At 46.9% G+C, this 23,917-nt stretch carries 11 protein-coding genes; 9 read left to right on the top strand and 2 right to left on the bottom strand.

Translation table 11 applies throughout. The features are described from left to right. Positions 1 to 2 precede the first annotated feature (2 nt). The 7 genes from HUU10_12510 to HUU10_12480 all read left to right on the top strand — a co-directional run bounded on the left by HUU10_12510 (position 3) and on the right by HUU10_12480 (position 10,859). Entirely contained in the window at positions 3 to 590 is a 588-nt protein-coding gene (locus HUU10_12510) for a hypothetical protein (protein ID NUQ82426.1), read from the top strand. Then, complete coding sequence (locus HUU10_12505; GenBank protein ID NUQ82425.1) at positions 590 to 2,326, top strand: hypothetical protein; 1,737 nt, start codon at positions 590 to 592, stop codon at positions 2,324 to 2,326. The genes HUU10_12510 and HUU10_12505 overlap by 1 nt, the downstream gene beginning before the upstream one ends. After that, positions 2,302 to 4,242, top strand: a complete 1,941-nt coding sequence (locus HUU10_12500) for a hypothetical protein (GenBank protein ID NUQ82424.1) — start codon at positions 2,302 to 2,304, stop codon at positions 4,240 to 4,242. Before HUU10_12505 ends, HUU10_12500 begins: the two co-directional genes overlap by 25 nt. Next, positions 4,235 to 4,969, top strand: coding sequence for a hypothetical protein (locus HUU10_12495; GenBank protein NUQ82423.1), 735 nt, complete (start codon positions 4,235 to 4,237; stop codon positions 4,967 to 4,969). The genes HUU10_12500 and HUU10_12495 overlap by 8 nt, the downstream gene beginning before the upstream one ends. Further along, on the top strand, positions 4,962 to 6,572 hold the full coding sequence (locus HUU10_12490) for a hypothetical protein (GenBank protein ID NUQ82422.1): 1,611 nt from the start codon (positions 4,962 to 4,964) through the stop codon (positions 6,570 to 6,572). The genes HUU10_12495 and HUU10_12490 overlap by 8 nt, the downstream gene beginning before the upstream one ends. A 25-nt stretch (positions 6,573 to 6,597) precedes the next feature. Beyond that, entirely contained in the window at positions 6,598 to 7,914 is a 1,317-nt protein-coding gene (locus tag HUU10_12485) for an NAD(P)-binding domain-containing protein (GenBank protein ID NUQ82421.1), read from the top strand. Between the two features lie 239 nt (positions 7,915 to 8,153). Then, entirely contained in the window at positions 8,154 to 10,859 is a 2,706-nt protein-coding gene (locus HUU10_12480) for a phosphoenolpyruvate carboxylase (GenBank protein ID NUQ82420.1), read from the top strand. 453 nt (positions 10,860 to 11,312) lie between these two features. Here HUU10_12480 and HUU10_12475 read toward each other — a convergent pair whose 3' ends face one another. Beyond that, positions 11,313 to 13,562, bottom strand: coding sequence for a T9SS type A sorting domain-containing protein (locus tag HUU10_12475; GenBank protein ID NUQ82419.1), 2,250 nt, complete (start codon positions 13,560 to 13,562; stop codon positions 11,313 to 11,315). A 475-nt stretch (positions 13,563 to 14,037) separates the two neighbouring features. Further along, on the bottom strand, positions 14,038 to 18,186 hold the full coding sequence (locus HUU10_12470) for a T9SS type A sorting domain-containing protein (protein ID NUQ82418.1): 4,149 nt from the start codon (positions 18,184 to 18,186) through the stop codon (positions 14,038 to 14,040). A gap of 1,004 nt (positions 18,187 to 19,190) precedes the next feature. Here HUU10_12470 and HUU10_12465 point away from each other — a divergent pair. Beyond that, a complete protein-coding gene (locus tag HUU10_12465; protein ID NUQ82417.1) occupies positions 19,191 to 22,535 on the top strand; it encodes an AAA family ATPase in 3,345 nt (1,114 codons plus the stop codon). Next, positions 22,532 to 23,887, top strand: a complete 1,356-nt coding sequence (locus HUU10_12460; protein NUQ82416.1) for a hypothetical protein — start codon at positions 22,532 to 22,534, stop codon at positions 23,885 to 23,887. The genes HUU10_12465 and HUU10_12460 overlap by 4 nt, the downstream gene beginning before the upstream one ends. The last annotated feature ends 30 nt before the right edge of the window (positions 23,888 to 23,917 follow it).

Genomic DNA, 23,917 nt, shown 5'->3' with positions numbered 1-23,917 from the left:
TTATGACCACCAAGAAACTGGTACAATATACCTTCGTCATCATTGCATTGATTTTCGGCAGTTTATTTCTTGCCATTCTGATTCATGATCCTTCAACGGACCAGGTGACCCACAATCACAGTCAGGATGCGAAGTCCCAGGTCCATGATTTTCAGCATCCGCCTGTGGTGGACATTCAGAAACAGAATGAAATTGCCAGACTGGAAACCTTCATTCATTCAAATCCGGAGGATCTGACCCACCTGCAGATGCTGGCCGATCTGTATGCCGGGAACAACAATCCCCTCAGCCGGCCCCTTTTCAGAAAACTGATTAACCAGAAACATCAGGTAGCCGACAACTGGGTGGCCCTCGGACAAACCTTTGACCTTGCACATGAACTGGATTCGGTTATCAATTGCAACATGAATGCACTTCTGGCCGATTCCGGAAATCCGAAGGCACTGTACAATCTTGGCGCGATTGCCGCCAATGCAGGTGACACCAAAAAGGCACTTGATTACTGGCACCGGATCGATCTTAAAAAGGCGGATGAGGAAGTGACCCTGCTCGTTACCAACGGTCTCAAAATTCTCGATGACGGGAAGTAATGTTCCAACCCTGGAAATCTTCAATTCTTCCGGTTTGGGGAACCGTCATCATTTTCTTTCTGATGATCCCTTTCCACCCGGTCACGGCCCAACTGCTTTCTCCCGGAACACTGGGTAAGGCACACCGGCATCTTGAAGGAATTGAAAATTGCCGGAAATGTCACTCAGGCGATAAAGAAATCGACCCGGGAAAATGCATGGATTGCCATCAGAGTATCGGGGCAGATTGGACATCGGGCCAAGGATATCATGGCTGGCTGAAAATCAACGAAAAAAAGACCTGCATTCAATGCCATTCTGATCACAACGGATTGAATTTTGAAATGGTCCGTTGGCTCGAGACGGATAAAACCAGACTGAATCATTCCAAAACCGGTTATGAACTGATTGGCGCACACCGTAAAGCCACTTGTGAATCGTGCCATCAACCAGCCAATCACTCCGAAAAATTACGCAAGGCAGACCAGAGTATTCAATCTGCCACCACGTACCTGGCATTGACCACTCAGTGCCTTTCCTGTCATTTCGACGAGCACAGAGGAACCCTTGGAGAGTCCTGTGAAGATTGCCATGATCTGGAGAACTGGAAAAAGGCCACCCTGTTTGATCATACCAAAACCAAATACCCATTAACCGGCAATCATCAGACGGTAAAATGTGCCTCCTGCCATCAGCCGGTTAAAGATGAAAAAGTCTGGCGGGATCAAAAGGATGGCGAATACCTGCAGATGGACCGGCTCAAATTTCCCCAGTGCCTGAGTTGTCATCAGAATCCGCACCCGCCGGGCATTTCCACTGCCTGCGAATCCTGTCACAATACCACTGGCTGGAAAAACACATCCAACCAGACCAAATTCGACCATGGGACAACCAGATATCCGCTCACGGGCGAACATCGGTCACTCAACTGCTCAGCCTGCCATTTTACCGATCTTTCAAAGGCAACCAGTGACCTGAAAAAACTGGTGATTCCGAATTTTCAGAAGAAGTCGATGGCATATCAATCCTGCACAGACTGTCACCAGGATGCGCATAAAAAGCAATTGATGAAAAATGGCCAGCTTCAGCCCTGCGAAGACTGCCACACCACTTCCGGATTCAGACCTTCCACCTATTCAACTGCTCAGCACCAGCAGACGGCATTTCCGCTGACCGGAGCACATCAGGTTGCGGCCTGTATTGAGTGCCATCACCCTTCCGGAACCGGTGACTGGATTTTCACATCGTTGGAAAAATCCTGCCAAGGTTGTCATCACGATGCCCACAAGGGCGAAGCCGATCCATTTATGACCACTGGAAAAAATGGAAAGCCCGATTGCGAATCCTGCCATGTCACCAGCGAATGGAAGGTAACCCGCTTTGACCATTCTGTGACTGAGTTTGCACTTAATGGCAGACACCAATCGGTTTCCTGTATCAGTTGCCACAAGCGCGAAGGAAAAAAACCAGGTACCATACGGTTTCAGACGACTGCCCGTGACTGTAACTCCTGTCATGAAGACATTCACAACGGCCAGTTCACAGAATCCGGGAAGGTTTTATGTCAAAAATGCCACACCGAAAATGATTGGCTGGCCACCAGATTTGAACATAACCGTGACAGCCGGTACAAGCTTGATGGGGCACATGAACAGGTTCCCTGTAAAAGTTGCCACCAGACCGAAAGGACAAACGGAAAGGAACTGGTCCGGTTCAAACCCATGGAGGTCACATGCGAATCCTGTCACCGGATATGACCACTTTGATTTCACTCATTTTCTTTTTTCTGGCCGGATTTACACCGGGTTTTTCGCAACCGCAAACCAACCCTCATGGGAACATCGGGATTGACTGTCAGGCTTGTCATGTGGCAGACTCCTGGACCGTACTGAAAAACCCCATGATTTTCGATCATAACTCATCCACCCGTTACCCATTGACCGGAACTCATCAATCGGTTGCTTGTCTGTCCTGCCATCGCTCCCTGAATTTCAGTCAGATAAATACCGACTGTAAATCGTGTCATGAGGACATTCACCGTGGCACCCTCGGGCAGAGCTGTGAACAATGTCATGAAACCATGGTATGGGGTCCACTCTCTCATGGAAACATGCTGAACATTCACCAGCGAAGCCGGTTTCCTTTAACCGGCGCTCACCAGACGGCAAATTGCACCAGTTGCCATCCGAAATCTTCACAAGGTGTGATGTTTAAAGTTTCCAGTGTTCTCGATTGTTTTTCCTGTCATCATACCGATTACAAAACCGCAAAAAATCCGGATCATCAGTCCCTTGGATTTCCCGTTGACTGTCAGCAATGTCACAGTCCGTTTGCCTGGACTCCTTCATCTTTTAATCACTCCCTTTTCAGTTTTCCTCTTACCGGAACGCATGCCATCACCGATTGCAATTCATGTCACCAGAATTCGACTTATAAGGGCACTCCAAAGGATTGTTTTTCCTGTCATAAGGACGTCTATCAAACGGCCCAACATCCCAATCACGTTTCCGGACGTCTATCCACTTTATGCGAGACCTGTCACACCACCATCAGTTGGGAACCATCCACGTTTAATCATTCTTCAACCCGGTTTCCTCTAACCGGCGCCCATGTACTCCCTTCCTGCGAAAGTTGTCACGTCAACGGGCAATTTTCGGGAATCGCAACCGATTGCTTCAGTTGTCATCAGACCGATTACCAATCAACCCTCAATCCGAAACACACGCCGGATGAGTTTCCGTTTAATTGCCAGGTGTGTCACAGTGAGGTGTCCTGGAAACCGGCAGCATTTGATCACAACAAAACCACTTTCCCGCTGACGGGCGGACACACAACGGCCACCTGTGAGAGCTGCCATTCCGGAGGTGTTTACACAGGCACTCCAAAAGACTGTGCAGCGTGTCATCTGAAAGATTCCCAGAGCGCACTGAATCCCAGACATTCATCTGCAGCCTTTTCAACGGATTGTGCATCCTGCCACACCACTTTCGGATGGGAGCCGGCCCAGTTTAATCATTCGCTCACGCGGTTTCCGCTGACGGGCTCCCACACCTCACAAACCTGTGAATCCTGCCACTCCGGGGGGAATTACACCACGATTCCGTCCACAGACTGTTATGCATGCCACCAGGCCGATTATCAGGGAACCACCAATCCGAAACACTCGCCAACCTCGTTCCCGTTTACCTGCGAAACCTGTCATCAGACAACCAGTTGGACACCGGCCACTTTTGACCACAACAAAACAGCCTTTCCGCTGACCGGCGGCCACACGACTGCAGATTGCGCAAGCTGCCACATTAACGGACAGTACACCGGACTTGCAACCGACTGCAAATCCTGTCACACACCCGACTACAATAAAGCAGTCAATCATCAGACACAGGGCTATCCGGTAAAATGCGAGACCTGCCATACCAATGCTTCATGGTCTCCTTCATCGTACAATAATCACAACGGATGGTTTCCGATTTATTCCGGTAAGCATAAGCCCTCCGTCTGGTCAAGCAAATGCGTTACCTGTCATACCGTATCAACCAACTTCAAGGTGTTTGTCTGTACCGATTGTCATGAGCATAATAAAACCAGCATGGACAAGGATCACAGAGAAGTTTCCGGGTACGTTTATAATTCAGCGAACTGTTACTCCTGTCACCCGGATGGAAATGATTAATCGCACCGCCGGACTTCTGATTTTTATTCTGATCAGTACTTCTGTGTCCGCACAAATTCAGGTAACCGGATCCGATTTCCCCCACCAGGTGGTCAGTGAAAACTGCAATACCTGCCACATTTCTGATTCCTGGGATTTGATTCATTTTAAGCATGACAAAACCAGATTTCCTCTGACGGGGATGCACATGTACGCCGGTTGCAGACAATGTCACTCCCTTAAAAATTTTGCGATTGTTGAACGGAACTGTTCAGGTTGCCACGAAGACATTCACCGCGGACAGGTCGGCAGTCAGTGCGGGAACTGTCATACAGCCGAACACTGGCAGAATGTCCGACCGGATGTGGCACACGCCCGCACACGGTTTCCCTTATTGGGTCCGCACCAGAATCTGGATTGTTCCGGTTGCCACGGCGGGTCCATGAATTCGGTCAATTTTGCACAGGTTTCCAACTCCTGCTATTCCTGTCATTCCGATTCATATCAGCAGTCAGAGCTGAATCACCAGGCGGCAGGGTTCAGTATTCATTGCGACTCCTGTCATGATACACAAACCTGGAAAAAGGCACGATACAACCATCCGTCTTCTTTCAGTATCTACTTCGGGGAACATATGATGAGATGGGACACCTGTAAAACCTGTCATCCGGATCGAAACAATTTCAAACTGAATTACTGCGGGAATTGCCACGGATTCAGTACCTTTTCCGGAGCACACGATGATTAATTTCCGGTCCGGATTCATTGCCAGTCTGTTGCTGTTCCTTGCTGGTTTCCATCAGGTTCTCCCGGCACAGGATGCACCTAAAATTCAGTACATTTCTGCAGATCACGTGTATCTGAATATTGGCATGGATCAGGGAGTGCAGGTGGGAGACACCTTGCATCTGAATGAGACCGACTTTCTGGTGGTGGTGTCCGTTTCGTCGTCCCGCGCTGCCACGCTGGCCAACCGTCCGTTGCCCGCTTCTTTTACCAACCTGCCGGTTCCGCCCGCCTATCTGACCATAATCGCAAACAGAGCCACTGGCAAATCCGCAGAAAAACCTCTTCCCGCCGGGGGATTCGAACAGGAAAAATGGACCCGTGAAACGACAGCAAAGAAGAAAAAAAGAGAACCGGTGGTTCGGGGATTGTTTCAGGTTCAGCAGATACACCAGTCATTCACCGTTTCAGGCAAATCCTTTTCTTATAACCAACCCGGTTATACCCTGTATCTCACCGTTCCGGAATTGTTTAACGAAAACTGGGGATTTAAAATCAGATACCGGGCGCTTTACAACAACCTGCCCTATGGCCGTGATTATGACCCGGATAAATCGTTTCTGAGCAGTTTTGATAATCGGGTTTATGAAGTTTCCACCTTCTATTCATCCGGTGAAGGGGGAGCCTTTTTCCAGGCAGGCCGGTTTTCGGTACGGACACTCTGGTCTGCAGGAATTATTGATGGTGCCTTGTACGAAATACAGGGAACCAAAACCTGGCGGGTCGGCGTGGTGGGTGGTTCCTCACCGGATTACAAGGAAATGGCGTTTCAGAGCAGAAATCCGAAATACGGTCTGTATGCACAGCATCGGTCGGGTGACAACCAGACCGAGGCCATCGGGTGGATTGGTGAATACCAGAACGGAACCCTGTCACGTGAATTTATCAGTCATGATATTTCATGGTATTCCGACCGGTGGTCCTGGTCACAATCGGGCGATATCGATATCAACCGGGGATGGAAAGGTCAACGCGATCCTGCCGTCATCCTATCCAACCTGAATTTGTATGGCAGGTACCGTTTTTCTGACTGGATTCAGCCCTATGCATCCGGCAATATCCGTCGTCCGGTCTGGACAGCCGATAGTCGATCGGTCGCCGATACCCTGTTCGACCGGAAGTACCAGCAAAGCCTGAATCTCGGTCTGCGTTCCGACTTCAAATCCGGGTTTTATTCCGATGGTTCAGTGGGTTACCGACACAGGAACGGAGATCCGTTCGGAACCCTGTATCTGGGACTGCAAACCGGGGTCAGAAATTTCTTTCAGTCCGGATGGAGTGCAAACAGTCATACATCCGGATATTTCAATGAAATTTATGGTGGGTGGACTCAAACTTTCTCACTGGCAGGCATGCTGCCGTTTGAGATCAATTCATTCTCATCGGTAACCATTCAGGGATACACGCTTGGCGGGGAAAGTTCTGTCAACCTTGACTATCTTTTTTCGGAAAGTCTTTCCAGGCAAGTGCTTGACCGCATTTATCTGTCGGGCACCACTGAATGGGGAATGGGTGAGACCCTGGATTTATTCAGGCTTTTCCTTTCGGCCAGCTACCGTTTTTAATTTTTCCTGATTGGTTCAATGTGAATTGCACCAGTCAGACCATCATCAGGAGGTCGCTATCGACACGCTCATTATTCTGGGAGTCTTTCTGCTGCTGAGCGGCATTTTTGTTCTGCCTTATATTCTGAAAATGAACAGACAAAACCGGACCGTTCAGCAATCCAGAAATCTCGCTGAAACCATGTCTTCGGCAAATACTCCGCTGGGGGACCATCCATCCATCAACCTGACGGTTTGTATCGGATGCGGAAGCTGTGTCGAAGCCTGCCCTGAACATGCACTCGGATTGGTCGATGGTCACTCCGAACTGATTTTCCCCGGAAAGTGTGTGGGTCACGCTGTCTGCAGAGATGCGTGCCCGGTTGAAGCCATAACCATCACTCAAAGCGATGTGAGCACACGGAGCGATATTCCTGTTCTGACTCCTTCAAAGGAAAGTTCAGTACCGAATCTGTTCATCATCGGTGAACTGGCTGGTCAGGCTCTGATCAGAGTCGCCATCAATGATGCCATTAAATCGGTCTCTGAATTGAAGAAACGAAGCCCGGATCATGTGATCATCGTGGGTGCAGGTCCGGGCGGACTGACGGCCGGAATGGCATGTAAAGAAGCTGGATTGACTTATACCATTCTCGAGCAAAATGTTCATTTCGGCGGAACCATCAATCATTATCCCAGAAGAAAACTGGTCATGACTGCTCCCATTGAACTGCCACTGGGAGAGCGGTTAAATAAACTGGAATACCGTAAAGAAAAACTGCTTGAGTTGTGGACACAGTGGACAACCAATCATCGTCTGACTATTGAGTTTGGTACAAAAGTCACGTCCATTCTGGTTGAGTCGGATGGCCGGTTCTCTGTTATTCCGGAAGGAAAGGATCCCCTCTCTGCCGGGGCGGTCATCCTTGCTTTGGGTCGGAGGGGGTCTCCGCGAAAACTCAATGTTCCGGGAGAGGAACTCGAAAAAGTGGCGTACACCCTCATTGATGCGGCCGCTTTTTCGTCATCAAAGATTCTCATCGTTGGTGGCGGAGACAGCGCCATCGAAGCTGCGATGGCCTTGTCTTTTCAGAAAGGAAACGAAATTACCCTCTCCTACCGTCAGGATTCCTTCAGCCGGATTAAAGCCAGAAATCAGGAGCGGATCGACCAATACCTGAAAAGCGGAAAAATTAAGGTTATCTGGAATTCAACGGTCAGGGAAATCGCGGAATCGACCGTTACGCTCACCACCCCCGAAGGAACCACCACCCTTAAAAATGATGAGGTCTTTATTTTCGCTGGCGGTGAGCTACCCTTCCCGATTTTAAAAGGAGCCGGCGTTAAATTCGGCGGAGAATAAGGCCTCCCTGTTTGCGGTTCCTGGCTGCTGGCTTCTGGCTGCTGGCTATTGGCTACTGGTTCCTGGTTCCTGGCTACTGGCTGCTGGTTCCTGGCTACTGGCTACTGGTTCCTGGCTTCTGGCTTCTGACTTCTGAATTCTGAATTCTGAATTCTGATCCCAGATGCAACTTCACAGCCCATCCGGTTGTTATCCCGTCGTGCTTCATCCGAACCGATAAACCGGAGCTACCCAATCCCATGACTCACACACCACTTCCCTTCCAGAAAATCACGAATGACCGGGAGTTTCTCATTGGTTGTTACACCGATATGCTGACCCGGATCCATGAAACCGACCTGATTCCCCTTGTCACCCGGGCCAACCAGTCAGTGAACGCTGATCCATCAATGTTACCCGGTGAAAAAGTCATTCAGGCCCTGAGTATTTACTTTCAGTTAATGACCATGGTTGAAGAAAATGCCGCCACCCAGTTCCGCCGTAAAATGGAGGATCCGGGTTCACAGACACCGGTCCGTGGATCCTGGTCCGAGGCGTTCCGGATCTGGAAAGAAGCCGGGGTTCCGGAAGAAGACATGCTGCGGGCCCTTTCAGAAACCACGGTGATTCCGGTTCTGACGGCCCATCCCACCGAAGCCAAACGGGTCACTGTCATCGAAATTCACCGGGAATTGTACCTGCTGCTCGTTCAGCGGGAAAACACATCCCTCAGTCCCATGGAACAGAACGGAATCAGGGAATCCATCATCAACCTGCTGGAACGCTGGTGGCGCACCGGTGAAATCTATCTGGAAAAACCGGATATCCGGGATGAGCGGGCGAATGTGATGCATTACCTCAGCCGTGTGTTTCCCACCGTGCTTGCTCAGAGTGATGAACACCTGAAACGATCGTGGGCCGAATCGGGGCTGACCAGAGAAAAGATCCACAATCCGGATGTCTTCCCTTCCATCCGGTTCGGAAGCTGGGTTGGCGGGGATCGGGACGGACATCCCTTCGTCACACCGGCTGTTACTCAGGAAACCCTGCTGATTCACCGTAACACCGCTTTGAATCTCATCCGGGACGAAATCCAGACACTGGTCAGAAAACTGTCCATTTCCGGACTTTCCAATCCGGTTCCGCTGCTGCTGACGAAGGCCATCGAAAAAAAGGCCGCCGCCTTCGGCGAAGCTGGTATCCGGGCCATTCAGAGAAATCCGTACGAACCCTGGCGCCAGTACCTGAATCTGGTCCTTCTTCAGATAGAACACACCATCAACGGACAGGTAGCAGATGCCAATCGGTGTTACCGGTCCAGTCAGGCTCTTGAAGCGGACCTGAAGTTTCTTCGGGAGATGCTGGTTGAAAACGGATTTCAAACGCTGGCCGGCTCCCTGCTTTTCCCGGTTGAAAGGATGGTAAGCTGCTTTGGTTTTCATCTGGCGAAACTGGATATCCGCCAGAACAGCGCCTTTCACGACAAGGCCATGATTCAGATTCTGAAGGCATCGGGTGAAAATGCCGATGATTTTGACCGTTGGGAGGAATCAAGGCGGGTGGCCTTGCTGAACCGTTTACTCGATCAGCAGACGCTTTTAACCGATGTCACCGTTTCTTACGGACCGGAAGCGGATAACGTGCTTGATTGTTACCGGGTGATCCGCCAACACATCAACCAATACGGCGCAGAAGGAATCGGGTCATTCATCATCAGCATGACACGACATCTCAGCGATTTGCTGGTTGTCTACTTCCTCATGCGCGAAACACACCTGCTGAATACTGGCATCCGGGTCGTTCCGCTTTTCGAAACCATTTCCGATCTGAATCATGCACCCGGCATTCTCGATTCGTTCCTGCAGCATCCCATTACCCGTCAGCGGTCGGGTAAGATGGAAAACCGGCAGGAGGTCATGCTTGGTTACAGCGACAGCAACAAAGATGGCGGAACCATTGCAAGCAAGTGGAACCTGTACAAAGCAGAAAAAGCCCTGGCTGAAACAGGAAGACTTCATCAGACGTCGGTTTATTTTTTCCATGGAACCGGCGGGACCATCAGCCGGGGCGGTGGCAAATATCACCGGTTTCTGGAAAGCATGCCCGAAGGAACCGTGAATGGCACCATCAAGATCACCGTTCAGGGAGAATCGGTTGCCCAGTTATTCGGAAATCCCCTGACCGCCCGTTACAATCTGAATGCGCTGACTTCAGGCGTGGCCCGTCATCTGATTAAAAACAAATCCGGTTCCTCCGCCTCGGATTATCCCCTCGGCACCATGGAATTTCTTGCCGAAAAATCCTTCCGGCATTACCGGAATCTGATCGAAACCCCTGGATTCATCCATTTCTACAGCAAAGCAACCTGCATTGATGTGCTGGAGCAGAGTAAAATCGGATCCCGGCCAGCCAGACGAACCGGAACCCGGACGCTTCAGGATTTAAGAGCGATTCCGTGGGTTTTCAGCTGGAATCTGTCGAGAATGACACTGACCGGCTGGTATGGACTCGGTGCTGCGTTGCATGCGCTTAAGAAGGAGCGTCCGGCTGATTTTGAGCAATTGAAGCGGACCAGGAATCAATGGAGTTTTCTGCGTTTCCTGTTGATCCAGACCGAAACCAATCTGATCCTTTCCGATCTGGACATGATGAAAGCCTATGCCGCCCTGTATGCCGATGAGGGTGGAGAACCGGTTTTTCTCGACCACATTCTCCACGATCATCAGACTTGTATGAACATGCTCGAAGAATTATTCGAGGAACCAGCCGTCACCCGCCGGAAAGGACAATTTGATAATCTGATCTGGAGAAATGACAAACTGACCATTCTGCATCGGCTGCACATTTCCTACCTGAAAAAATGGAGACAGTTACCCGATGAAAACACCACCGAAAAAGACAAGGCACTCACCCGTTTACTGAGCCTGATCAATGCCTTGTCGAGCGGATTGAAAAATACGGGTTGAGAATTAAGGAAAGGAGACAGGAGTCAGGAGACAGGAGTCAGGAGAAAGAATTCAGAAGTCAGGAGCCAGAATGCAGACTTTCACCCTCTCCGCCGGAGAGGGAAGGGGTGAGGGTCTATTTCCTGCTTTTTGCATGAAAAACCAGCAAATTTTAATCCCAATCCTGAAAGTCCGGTATTCCGGCGCAAGCCGGAATCTGGTATTTAAGTTCTTTGGTTAGCTGGCTTCCTTAAAAAAAACAGAGATCCCGGCTTTCGCCGGGATGACAGGTGATCCTGGATTTTTTTGGCTGCTGGGTACTGGCTGCTGGGTACTGGCTGCTGAATTCTTATCACCCGTATTTTCTTTTAACTTTTAATTGGGGAAAATCCGGTGGTTTCCCCGATAATATCGGGGTAAACTTTCACCTCAACCTCCGGATTTTTCCAATCACTATTCACTAATCACCAATCACTATTTCACCAGCATCATGGTCTTCACCGCAGAGAAATTTCCCGCGGAAATCCGGTAGAAATACAGACCACTCGACAGTCCGGCGGCATTGAATTCTGCTTCATGCACACCCGCGTCTTTTTTACCATCCACCAGTGTAGTCACCAGCCGGCCGGTGACATCATACACCTGTAAGTTTACCGTACTGTTTTCTGATGTCTGATATCGGATCACGGTAGTCGGGTTAAACGGATTCGGATAGTTCCCCAGCAATTCAAATGCGGCAGGTGCTGCCTCAATGGTGAGAATCTGAGAGTAGCTCACTGTTCCGTCGGTATCGAGTTGCTTCAAACGCACACGAACGGCTTCTTTCATTTCCGGTAAGGCAAAGGAATACGACCGCTCTTCCGTTGATGTTCCGGCACCAGCTACAAATCCTATTGTTTTCCATTCTTCTGTCACGGACCCTGAGGTTCTCGAAGGGTCCGTTCCGGAATTTTCAAAACCAGTCCCTTCGAGAGCCTCAGGGTCCGGTTTTGACATTTCCACTTCCCACCCGGCATTAGTCGTCTCACTGGCAGTTTTCCAGATCAGCTTGCCGCCGGCATGAGTGAATGAGGAAAGCTCGACGGGAACGGTTCCCCCGCCCATGGCGCCCGAGATCCCAGCCACTGGCCCGTTGATATGGGATCCGTTATTACCGTTTGGAGTGGAATCAAAAGCAGTGACTCCGGTTCCTTCATCCAAATGCCAGAGACCCACCAATCCGGATTCAGTCCCGACCAAAGGAGAATTGTAAAAATCGAAAATCTGCGAGGCGGTGCGACCCACATTCCATACCCGCACTTCATCGATGGCTCCGTTAAAAGTCGACACAGCCAGGTTGGCCATCCGGCCGATGAGAAGGTTGTTCGGTGAAGTCGAAATCGTGGTGGGTGCAAATCCGGTTCCAACCGCCACCCCATTGATGTATAAAGTTGAAACAATGCTCGATTTAACGGCAGCGATGTGAACCCAGGTGCCATTGAAGGATGTGATTGAAGCCTGATGTACTCGAACCGATTGGTTCAAAGAAAAGCGAAGGCTGCCTTCGAACAAGTCAATCTCATAACCGGAGGCTGATCCCCACTTGGAGATAATCCGACCGCTCTGGTTATAATTATCGGCATAAATCCATGCTTCCAGAGTCAGATCACCAGTCACATTCAGCTCTGTGGCATTGCCCAGATCCACATAGTCATCCGACCCGTCAAACGTGAGCGCGCGGCTGGCATCGGTGGCAACCACTGCGGCATCTTCCGGTGAGTAGTCACTTACAGCAGCAAAGGTATCAAACGCCTTCACCCGGAAATAATAGGTTTCGCCATTCGTCAGATCAGTAAAAGTAAACGACGTATCACTGGCCGTAAGCGTTTCGCCGATTTTGGTTTCCGGCGCAGATTCCGTTCCACCGTAAACGGCATATCCTTCCACATCACCCGCATCCGATTTCGACCAGGTGACGGTTACTTCCCCGTTATTTGAAGTGGCAAACAGCGAGGCCGGTGCATCCGGAGTGGTGTTGTACTGATTCCACAACGGATCGTTGGTATCGGCACTGCCATTGCTGGTTCCGAAGAAGCCGGTATTGCCGTTCCCCGAAGCATCGGCCACCGTGTCGCCTGATCCTTCATCGAACTTCCAGAAAGCCAATGCACCTTCCGGTTCGGATGAGGTCATGTCCGACGCAATCTGGGCGGGTGTACGAACCGTATTAAACACCCGGATGTCATCGATTTCACCGGTTAAATTATATGAGCCCCATGAATGAAACGAACCGAAAAGGATCGGATAAGGACTGTTAATCGTTGAACCACCGGAGGCCGTTCCCTTCGACACCCCATTCAGGTAAAGGGTTGCCGTGCCTGAATTATATGTTACCGCAATATGGTTCCAGTTTACTGAGCTTAAGGCTGCATTCACCGACACCATGGTCCGGGCGCCATCCCGGCCAACACTCAGACGAACCTGACTGGTTGAGAGAATTTCGAGTGCAATCCCGTTATTGGAGGGGTAATCTCCCCCATTCATTTTCGTAAAAATGGTATGGTTGAAGGCCGTTGGCTTAACCCACAATTCCACGGTCAAGGTCGATGTGGACAGCGATTGCAATCCGCCATTAAACACATCATCACCGTTGGAAAACTTGACCGAATATTGACCAGTCGGTTGCGCCATTAACGGCAGGGCCATCAGGCCAAGAATCATGCTGAACAGGAACCGTTTTTTCATGTTTTACCCTTTATGTTGTTAAAATGCAGGAGTCAGAAGTCAGGAATACAGAATACAGAATTCAGAATTTCACCCTCTCCGCCGGAGGGGGAAGGGGTGAGTGTCTATTTCCTGCTTTTGCAGAAATAATAAACCCATTTTCATCCCCATTCTGAACGTCCGGTCCATTAAAAAAAACCGGAATCAGCAAGCCGGAATCTGGTATTTAAGTTCTTTGGTTAGCTGGCTTCCTTAAAAAAAACAGAGATCCCGGCTTTCGCCGGGATGACAGGTGATCATGGATTTTTCTATCTCCTGACTTCTGACTTCTGAATTCTGAATTCTGAATTCTGAATTCTGAATTCTGAATTCCTATCACCCGTATTTTCTTTTAACTTTTTATTGGAAAAACCCGGTGGTTTCCCCGATAATATCGGGGTAAACTTTCACCTCAACCTCCGGGTTTTTCCAATCACTAATCACTACTCACCAATCTCTATTTAACCAAAACCATCGTCTTCACCGCCGAGAAATTTCCCGCGGCAATCCGGTAGAAATACAGACCACTCGAAAGTCCGGCTGCATTGAATTCCACTTCATGGAATCCCGCATCCTTTTTACCATCAACCAGTGTAGTCACCAGCCGGCCGGTGACATCATACACCTGCAGTTTCACCTTACTGTTGTCTGATAACTGATAGCTGATCACGGTAGTTGGATTGAACGGATTCGGGTAATTCTGCTCCAAAGCAAAACGGGAAGGCGTCGACTCAATCGTCAGGATTTGTGAATAGCTAACCGTTCCATCGGTATCGAGTTGCTTCAAACGCACACGGATGGCTTCTTTAACCACAGGAAGCGTAAAGGAATACGACCGCTCTTCCGTTGATGAACCAGCCCCGGCCACAAATCCGATTGTTTTCCATTCTTCTGTCACGGACCCTGAGGTTCTCGAAGGGTCCGTTCCGGAAATGTCAAAACCATTCCCTTCGAGAGCCTCAGGGTACGGTTTTGAAATTTCCACTTCCCACCCGGCATTAGTCGTCTCGGTGGCGGTTTTCCAGATCAGCTTATGACCAACATGGGTGAAAGAGATCAGTTCAACTGGTACAGTCGGCAACTGAAACGCACCCGATGGAACAAACACAGAGTTGCCGTTGATCAGCCCATGAAAATTGCTTTCGACTGCATCATACAACGTTGACCCGGCCGGCTCATCAAACCGGTACATCCCCAGCAGATTCGGATGGCTTCCATCCAGATGTACATCTCGGTTATTCAGAATCTCAGATTCCGACCGGTAACTATTCCAGAACCGAACCTCATCAATCTGACCGTAGAAATAATCCGATTCACCCGACAAGTCGCCCAGATACACATCCGAATCGGTATTCAAACCAGATTGAGTCATTCCGGTTGCTGCCAGGAACCCATCCACATATAAATCCATCTGATTCGTACCCGCATTGAATGCAACCGCAAGATGATGCCAGAGCGTATCTTCGAGCGTCACCTCACTTAAAATCTCAGTTCCGTTCAGGTAGAAGTACCATTGGTTTTCATTGTTCACCCCGGCTTCCACCGACCCGCCGATGGTAACCGCCTTTCGCATCACAAAACTGCCATAGACCTTCACCCAGGCTTCAATGGTAAACGATGAACCAGCAAACTGAATGGAATTATCCAGAGAAACCATGGTGGATAGTCCATCAAAAGAAAGTGCATTTCCGGCACCGGTAACCGGGATGCCGGTTTTCACCACCGACCAGTTACCAACCGAATCCTGTTCATTCACGGCGGCCACCTGATATTCCCAGATGGTCCCGTTTTCCAGACCAGTATGAACAAAAACCGTATCGAGCGGATTGCCTTCGGGGGTGGTACCAAGGGTCACCAGTTCATCACCTTGAATGGCCCCTTTCACCACATACTGTTTAAAGTTGGATCCGGTCACCGGAGACCAGGCCACCTGAACCTGACCGTCACTGCCCAGCGTCACCGGTGTTTGCGGTGTCGGCAGGCCACGGTCCACACGTACATTGTCGATGTACAGATTGTTTCCATAGCCCGTCACACTTACAAAGGCAATCCGGATAAGCTGACCTTCCCATGCACTCAGGTCGAAACCGCGCTCACCCCAGGCCGCAGGATAGGATGGAACGAAAGAAGAATACTGTTGTCCCCGGATGCTGTTTAATCCCGAAAAGGTGCTCTTTTCGAATAATTTCACCTTCGGTTCAGCCGGATTGTCGGGCAGGACGATCACCTTGAGTGAATCCACATAACTGCCGTCATATCCGCGGTAAGCAAGATCAAACTTAAGCCAGGATTTGGGCTCAACCCGGAACAACTTTGTTTTCAGGGTATCGGCCTGACCAATGGTTCCGTAACTATAAAAATTCATCCGGGCCGCATAGTTCGGACCCACCGCAGAAATGGCACCCGATTCTGATGGAGATGCAAGCAGCACCGGTGTCTGACCCGGTTTACCTTTTCCACTCCGTCCATCAGGACGATCCTGGGACTGAATCGATTCTTCCCCGCCGCCGGAATAATTCACATCGACCACCTGCCAGGTATAACTGTCATCGGGATTCACGATTTCCCAACCGACCGGCAGAAAGGGGCCATCAAACGAGACCACGCTGGTGAAAGCCGAATCAACCGATGACACCATGGCGGACGTCCCAAATCCGCCATCACGTCCCGACTGATCCGTGGCCGTTACCCAGTAAAAAAACAAATGATCTCCCTCACCGACTTCATCGGTAAACACGGTATCGGTGAGTTCTGAGGCAAGCGGGGAGGATTGATAGTAATTGTTAACCGTTCCGCGGGCCACCCGGTAAAAAGCAATGTCTCCCTCGCGGTTAGGCGACCAGGACAGTTTCACCACACTGTTTTCCGGAGTGCCTGCCAGGTTGCGAACGTTGAAAGGAAGCATCGCATACGAAGAAAGCTTGTACTGATTTCCTGAAACAGTCAGCGTGGATGGCTGGCGCGAATAATCCAGTACCGGAACACCCACCTGCTCATCAAAATTGAGGTAAGTCACCAGTCCCGGTTCTTTACCCGTCAGCCGGGTTCCGAAATACTCCCGGATCTCACTTTCCGAACGGACCACATTCCAGATGCGGATGTCATCCATGTTGCCATTGAAAAAGTGACTGGCCGGATTCACCTGACCGATGCGGATGACTTCACTGGCATCGAGCGTATTGGTTCCACCCAGACCCGTGGCGACGAGAACCCCATCGACATACAATTGAAAGACACCGGTGGACTGACTGCGGGTGGCGGCCACATGATGCCATCCCCCGTCGGCGATATAGGGACCGGCAATGGAGGTATCGGTAGATCCGTTGCCAACTCCAAAGACCACCCGGCCGGCACCGAACGACACCCCGAAATCATCCGGGCGGCTATTCGACTCGGCATCCACCAGACCCGGGGCCTGCCACCATTGACCCGTTCCCCCGGCTATCTGTGTGCTCTGCATCCAGAATTCAATGGTGAAATCATTCTGGACCGTGCGCGGAAAACTGATCGAGGTAATTCCGTTGAAGTTGAAAGCCAATCCGGCTTCCTGAACCGGGACGGCATATGTTTCGGCAGAAAAACGGCTCAGTCCACCCTGATCATCGCGGACCCTCATTCGAAAGTACCGGATTTCATTATTCGGAAGTCCGGTCACGGTGTAGGAGGTATCGGGCAGATTCCCGATGCTGTCGATGAGGGTGGTCGGATTGGGTGACGATCCTCCGTAGAGCAGATACCGAACCGCCATGGGATGGGTGACCGGATCCCAGGTAAGGGTTATCGTTTCATTTCCGGCCGCAGCCTGAAGATCGGCCGGAGCCGGAACCGGCGATTCCACCGTGAAGGAAACCGATTGTGTGGCAAACTGACCGGCCGCAAAGGCCACCAGGGTAATGGAAACCGTCCCGGCATCGGATGCCAACGGCAAACCAGTCAGTTCACCGGTTCCATCTTCATTATCATTCAGATTTAACCAGGAATAACCAGTGGTACTGTTCAACGGCTGAACCCGGGTAATAAACTGAAAATCAGATGACCCGCTCCAACTGGATTGACCAGCCGGATACGGGTTGCTGTATAAGTCTTCGATCATGTAGCCAGTCGCATTGGTCACCGCTATTGTATAGACTTGCCCTGACTCGACCAGAATACCTGCGGAGACGGGAATGGAAATGGTGTGATAATCGAGTATCGGACCAAAATCGAGGGTATCACTGTACAGAACCGCACCCGAGGTCCCCGTGCCTGCATAAATGGTTAAAGCCTGCCGGCCCATGGAGGTGTTACCGGCACATTGCATTCCTGCTTTGGTCAGAAACCCGGTCACTTCGGTTGTGAAAGATTGCCAGATCACACTCTGGTAGCCGGTTGCCCAGTAATACCCCGTCTGATGACTGGCATCGGGCTGTTCGGCTCCGAGGGTGTAGAAAGTAATCGGATCTGATTCACTATCGGTAGCCGAAATCGCGTGGGAAAACGGAACCGAATAGAGGACCGGACCCACGGGTGAAGGACTGGTAAATGCTGGCGGATTGTTTGCAGCAGCAAAAGCCGATGCGGTTAAGCCGAGGTAACCGATTACTAGACCCGATATCCATTGTTTCATAAACAGACCCTTCTGGTTAAGCATGACAAGTTGTTAAACCACCCGATCATCGTCCTGGGACCAATGGACATTTACCCGCACCGGAATGATTAATATTTCATTAAATGTAAGCCACTGCCTTGCAAAATAAAATCAGACTACCACTTTCTTCTTCGAAGGCGGGCCGTTTCTGTGACGTGGGAAAAAGGATGATTCTATCTCCACCGAAAAAGAAAATCAGGAACAGGTTCTGTTTTTCCGGGCCCCACGACCCAACCGGACCCGGTATGTATCGTTAACCCCGGAAAGGGAGTGAACATGACAGGGAGCTACCACGGAAAACTCCCTCTTCACCGGAGAGGGATCAAGAGTCAGGGGCTATCCTGTCTGCGAACCCTGACAAATGCAAAACCCGGAAAGTGAGGAAAACCCCTTCAGAGCTTGTCACGCCTACTCGTCTCTCGTCACGCGTTACTCGTCACTTTTCCCGCTCCCCAACCCCAGGCCACCATCTTCTTGAAAAGGAGAATGCGATCCGTTACATTCAGGCATTACCTGAACACAGCCAATCAACGATGACCGGGGATAAACAAAGACGCCAGCAATGGACCTTTCAGAAGAACCAAGATCCTGTTAACGACAGGTACCGAAGGATTTACCTGTTATCTGGCGAACCAGGCATAAATATTCCCATATCTACCCAATACAGCCGGATTGGGGAATATTTTTGAGAGCTATAAGATAGTTATGCACAAGCGGAGAAAAGACAACGACACTGCAAATTGACAATGAAAATAGAATATTAAACTTGGTATGAAAAACGAAACTGATAGACAAATAACCCGACACTCATTGCCGATCCAAATGTGTTTTAATTTTTTTTACCCACCGCACAAAAATTTTGAAATTCTGCCGACCCACATTGCACACATTGCCAAAGCCACACAAGCCAGCGCTGCAACCAAAGCTTTGTCAAAGAGTGCAATCTTTCCGACCCGCAAACTAACAACCATATAGTACTTCGTATGTTATTTGAAAAATATCAATATAATTCAAGGGATATAGTAAAAAGAGGATACTCGCAGAATTGCATAGCCAGTGATGAAAATGGACAGCAATTTTGGGTTAAATGGATTCTTGGTATTGAAAAGAACGAAACAAAAGCAAAAATTTTATCTGACAAACTCAGGCATTTACAAAAAGCCAGACATAGCGCTTTGCCTCCAATAATTGAATATGGTTTTGATAATGAAATAACAGCTTATGCAATTGTTTATGAATTTTTAGAAGATGCAAGACCTTTTGAAACTTCATTCTGGGAATTCAATACCCAAACCGCACTAAGTGGATTAATTGATTTAGCAGACTGCCTACAAGAATTACATACAAAATTCAAGATTAATCATGGTGATGTTCATCCCGGAAATATTTTAATTGATAAAAACGGACAATTTTATCTTATAGATTTCGGTCTTGCTGATATCACAAAAACACTTAGTCAGGAGAAAAACCTTGAAATTTTTGCAAGTAGTTTTGCTGCTCCTGAAAAATTGAACAAGTTACATGCAGGTGGCTTTCCATATCAATCTGACATTTATTCATTGGGGAAAGTTCTTGAATGGTTCTTTAATGAAAAACAAGAAACTATTCCGGAAGAGTATAATTTGATTCTTCAAAAATTACTATCAAACACTCCGGCTGACAGACCTCAATGGCAAGATGTTTTATCGTTTTTGAGAAAACTTGCAAATGCTTCACAAACTGAATCAGTTTGGGTTTCATTTAGAGCAGGTCATGAAAATGAAATATTAGAATTATTACAAAATAATGCACCTATTTTTGATCTTGCACCAAAGCCAGGTTTAAACTTCTTAGCAGATGTAATTCTTGGCAGTTTTATTTGTGAAGGCGTTTTATGGATTAAAGATGAAAGAAAGTTACTATTTAATGGCATCAATTATTTTTCATCCATTGATTCTAAAATCGCAGAACGGAAAATCAGAGAAGGGAAAAAGCTACCTTTCAAATTCAATTATACTTATGAATATCCACAAAATAAAGCTGATTTAACTTCATATTTTCAGAAATGGTCTGAACTTAAAGCAAAAGACATTTCACTTCGTGAAAACAGAAGAGCAGTAAGAGACGAACTGGGGTTCTATTCTGAATTATTGAAAGAGGAATTAAAAGTAATTGCAAATAAATCTCTGCGTTTGCAATATTCCAGTTTTAAAGTCAATGGTGATGAAATTGTTTTTCAGATTAAAGAGAATGAAAAATGCAGTAGTTTAGGGTTTTTACAAAAACACATAGAAGAGGGAAACGATGTTAACTCAGATGGGTTTGAATATATAATTGCAGCGACCGGAGACAGAAAACAAAATAAAGAAACAGTTGAATTTGCTGGAAAACCTTATGAGTACTTTTCAAAGGATAAACTTTTTAAAATAAAGGATTGTGAAAGACTAAAAAAAGAGAACATCCCTGTTACAGGTTATATTTTTGAAAATACTGCGAAAAAGGAAGAAGAAAAAAATCGGCAACTTGAAGCGATTAAAAAAGTTGATAAAAACGAAGTTCAAAACCCTGATTTAATTTATTACCTCTTTAAACCAAATGAACTTCCTCCATCCTTTTCAGATTATACACCAATTGAAAAGGTTTGGCAAAAAGATGATAAAAATATTCCTTTTCAATATTCCGATAATCAAACAAAAGCTATTAGAAATGCACTGAACAAAACCCCTCTTTCAATAATACAGGGACCTCCCGGAACAGGAAAAACCACCGTAATTACTGAAATTGTATTTCAAATACTATCCTCAAAACCTGAAGCGAAAATTCTGATTACCTCACAGACAAATAATGCTGTTGATCAGGTTCTTGAAAATTTGCTTAAAAACGACATTCCTATTTTACGATTAAGTGGCATTACTGCTCCAAGAGTTCCTATTATTAGAAAACATACTTTAGACCGTAAACTGGAAGGATGGAAACAGCAAGTGAGAGAAACTGCTGAAAGAAACTTCAAAAATAATATAAATAGTTTCAAGCAAAATCTTCAAAAAAGCAATCCATTTGCATCAACGATTTTTGAAATATTAAATGAAGTAAAAGACTGGAATAAAGCAAAAGAAAAAATAGAACACATTGTTAGCCGAATTCAAAATCTGAAAGAACTTCATAATTTACCTAAAACCAAAAGCGAAGCAATTCCATTCATTGACAATGTACTTAAAACAAATATCGGTGAATTTGTTAAACGGCAAGATTTGCACAGAGACTGGATTGTAACCATTAATTCACTTGATGAAAAAAGTGCATTAAATCAAAAGCTTGTTGATAGTATTCGGGTTATTGGTGCAACTTGTAATCACATAGCAGCAAAGAAATACAACAAATACCACTTCGAATTTGACTATGTAATTATGGATGAATCTGGCAAAGCGACTACAGCCGAAGCTTTGGTTCCAATTATAACTGGGAAAAATCTGATTTTCGTTGGTGACCATAGGCAATTACGCCCCATGCTCACAGCGACAAGAGAAGTCGAAGGTTGGCTAAGAGAGAAGTTTAAAAAAGAATCCGATGATCTGGAAAACTGGGACGATTATTTTAACCGCCCAAGTTTATTTGAACAGGTTATAACACAAATAGAACCCGATTACAAAGCACAACTTACTGAGTGCAGACGTTCATCTGAACAGCAAGTTCTTTTAACTTCAAAATGCTTCTATGAGCCAGAGGGCGATGAACCTATTATTCCGGTAAAAAGAGATATTTCCAAAGAACACAATCTTCCTTTAGCCGTTAATAGCTCAATTTTATTCATTGATATTGGGAGTCACACCAAAAATGAAAAGGACAATAATAATTCTTCGTTTAATAAATTAAGTGCAGATTTGATTGCTGAAATTCTGGAGCATCTAAATAAATATCCAAAAGTTAAAGAGTATTCCTTTGGTGTTATTACTGGATATACTGCACAATTCAGAGAATTAAAAAAGAAAATTGACAAGAAAAAATATCAGAACGGTATAAACAATATTTGGAAGTGGAATAAATCCGAAGATAAACTTACTGTTTCAGTTGTTGACCGTTTTCAGGGTTTAGAACGTGATATTGTAATTGTTGACCTTGTTAAAAGCGGAGCTGGCTTAAATCTTGGTTTCCTTGAAGTACCAAACCGAATTAATGTAGCCTTATCACGACAAAAGAAATTGCTCATTATTGTGGGTGATTATCATGGCTTAATCAATGCCCCGACAAAAAGGCTTAATGGGAAAAAAGCAGCTTTGCAATTGTATCTTGAATATCTTAAGCCGGAATGGGTTGCAAAGGCTGAATTTATTAAACAATTGGCGCAATGACAGAATTAGAAGCATATAAAGAATTAAAAGATAAATCGCCAACCGGATTTAAGTTAAATGAACTTATTGCATTTAGCTATCCTGTTAGAAAGATAAAAATTGATGCACTTGTAAACAAGCAGCCTGACGGCTCTCTTGTGAAGGTTTATAATGTCCTTCTTAGAGCAATTCAGCAAGGTTTTAACACTCAAAAAACTCTATTTCAATTCCTCGGATTGGGTGAGCAGGATGAGTTTATACTTCGAGAGTTATTTCTTCTTAAAGAAAAGAATTATGTTGATTTAATTGCAGATAAATGGATTGTAGCACCCGAAGGGGAAAAGTTTCTGGAAAACGAAAAGATTCTACGTATTGAAGAACACGAAGAATTTGAGTTTTTATTGGATGGAATTTCAGGTGATGTTTTGACAATTAAACAGGAATCTGCTAACAAAGCCAAACTGCAAAAATATCTTACATCGGAGATTAAAATACCGAACAGAAGCCCTGAGATTATTGAGAATAAATTTCAACAGATTGCAGACACGTTCAAACAACTCAATGAAAACAAATGCTATTTAATAAGCTATAATGCCGATGAAATTAAGTTTGACAGTTTCAGAGATGGTGAAAGTGGCTTTTGGTTGAATTATTGGCTGATTGAGTACATTCCAGAAAGAAATTCAAATCTTGAAGCGAAGTTGGAAGTAAGAGATTTTGACACACTTAAACCTGATAAAACATTATCTGCAAAATTCAACTCGGAATACCGACACTACATTTATTCATTAAGCAGTTCAGACCGCACCAGTTTTGAAGAACTTGCAGCAGTAACCGAAGAACCAGTACAGCCTATTAAACCACAAGTTATAACTTCAGAACTTGCCACATTAACAATATGGGAAACCAAACATAAATTTCTTGAAGCATTAAATAATGTAAAAGAGAAAATCTTGATTGAAAGCCCTTGGATTAAACGTGCCACAATGGAATACCTACCATTGTTTGAAAAAATGCTGAAAGACAAAAAGCAGTTGATAATACTTTACGGAATAAACGAAAAAGACGAACACGATTACCAAACACTTGAAAAAGTAAAGGAACTGCAACGCGAAAACAAAGAAACATTCATCCTCATTCATTTACCGACACATTTTAACAGCATTGGTTCACGCCTGACAGGCACGCACCGCAAACTGGTTATCAAAGACAATGACTATTATATTGCAGGCAGTTTCAATTTTCTATCATTCGGCAAGAATGAGAAGCAACAGGTAGCAAATGAAGAATCTATGATGATTTCGAAGGATGTGCAAAAAAAGTGGGAACAGGTAATGAAGGAATATAGCCTGAATCTGAAAACAAACAAGTAATTTAGAAACCTGAATTTAGATATTTTGATA

Source organism: Bacteroidota bacterium, from assembly GCA_013360915.1.
Lineage (GTDB): Bacteria > Bacteroidota > JABWAT01 > JABWAT01 > JABWAT01 > JABWAT01.
This window is presented reverse-complemented; position numbering and strand designations above follow the sequence as displayed.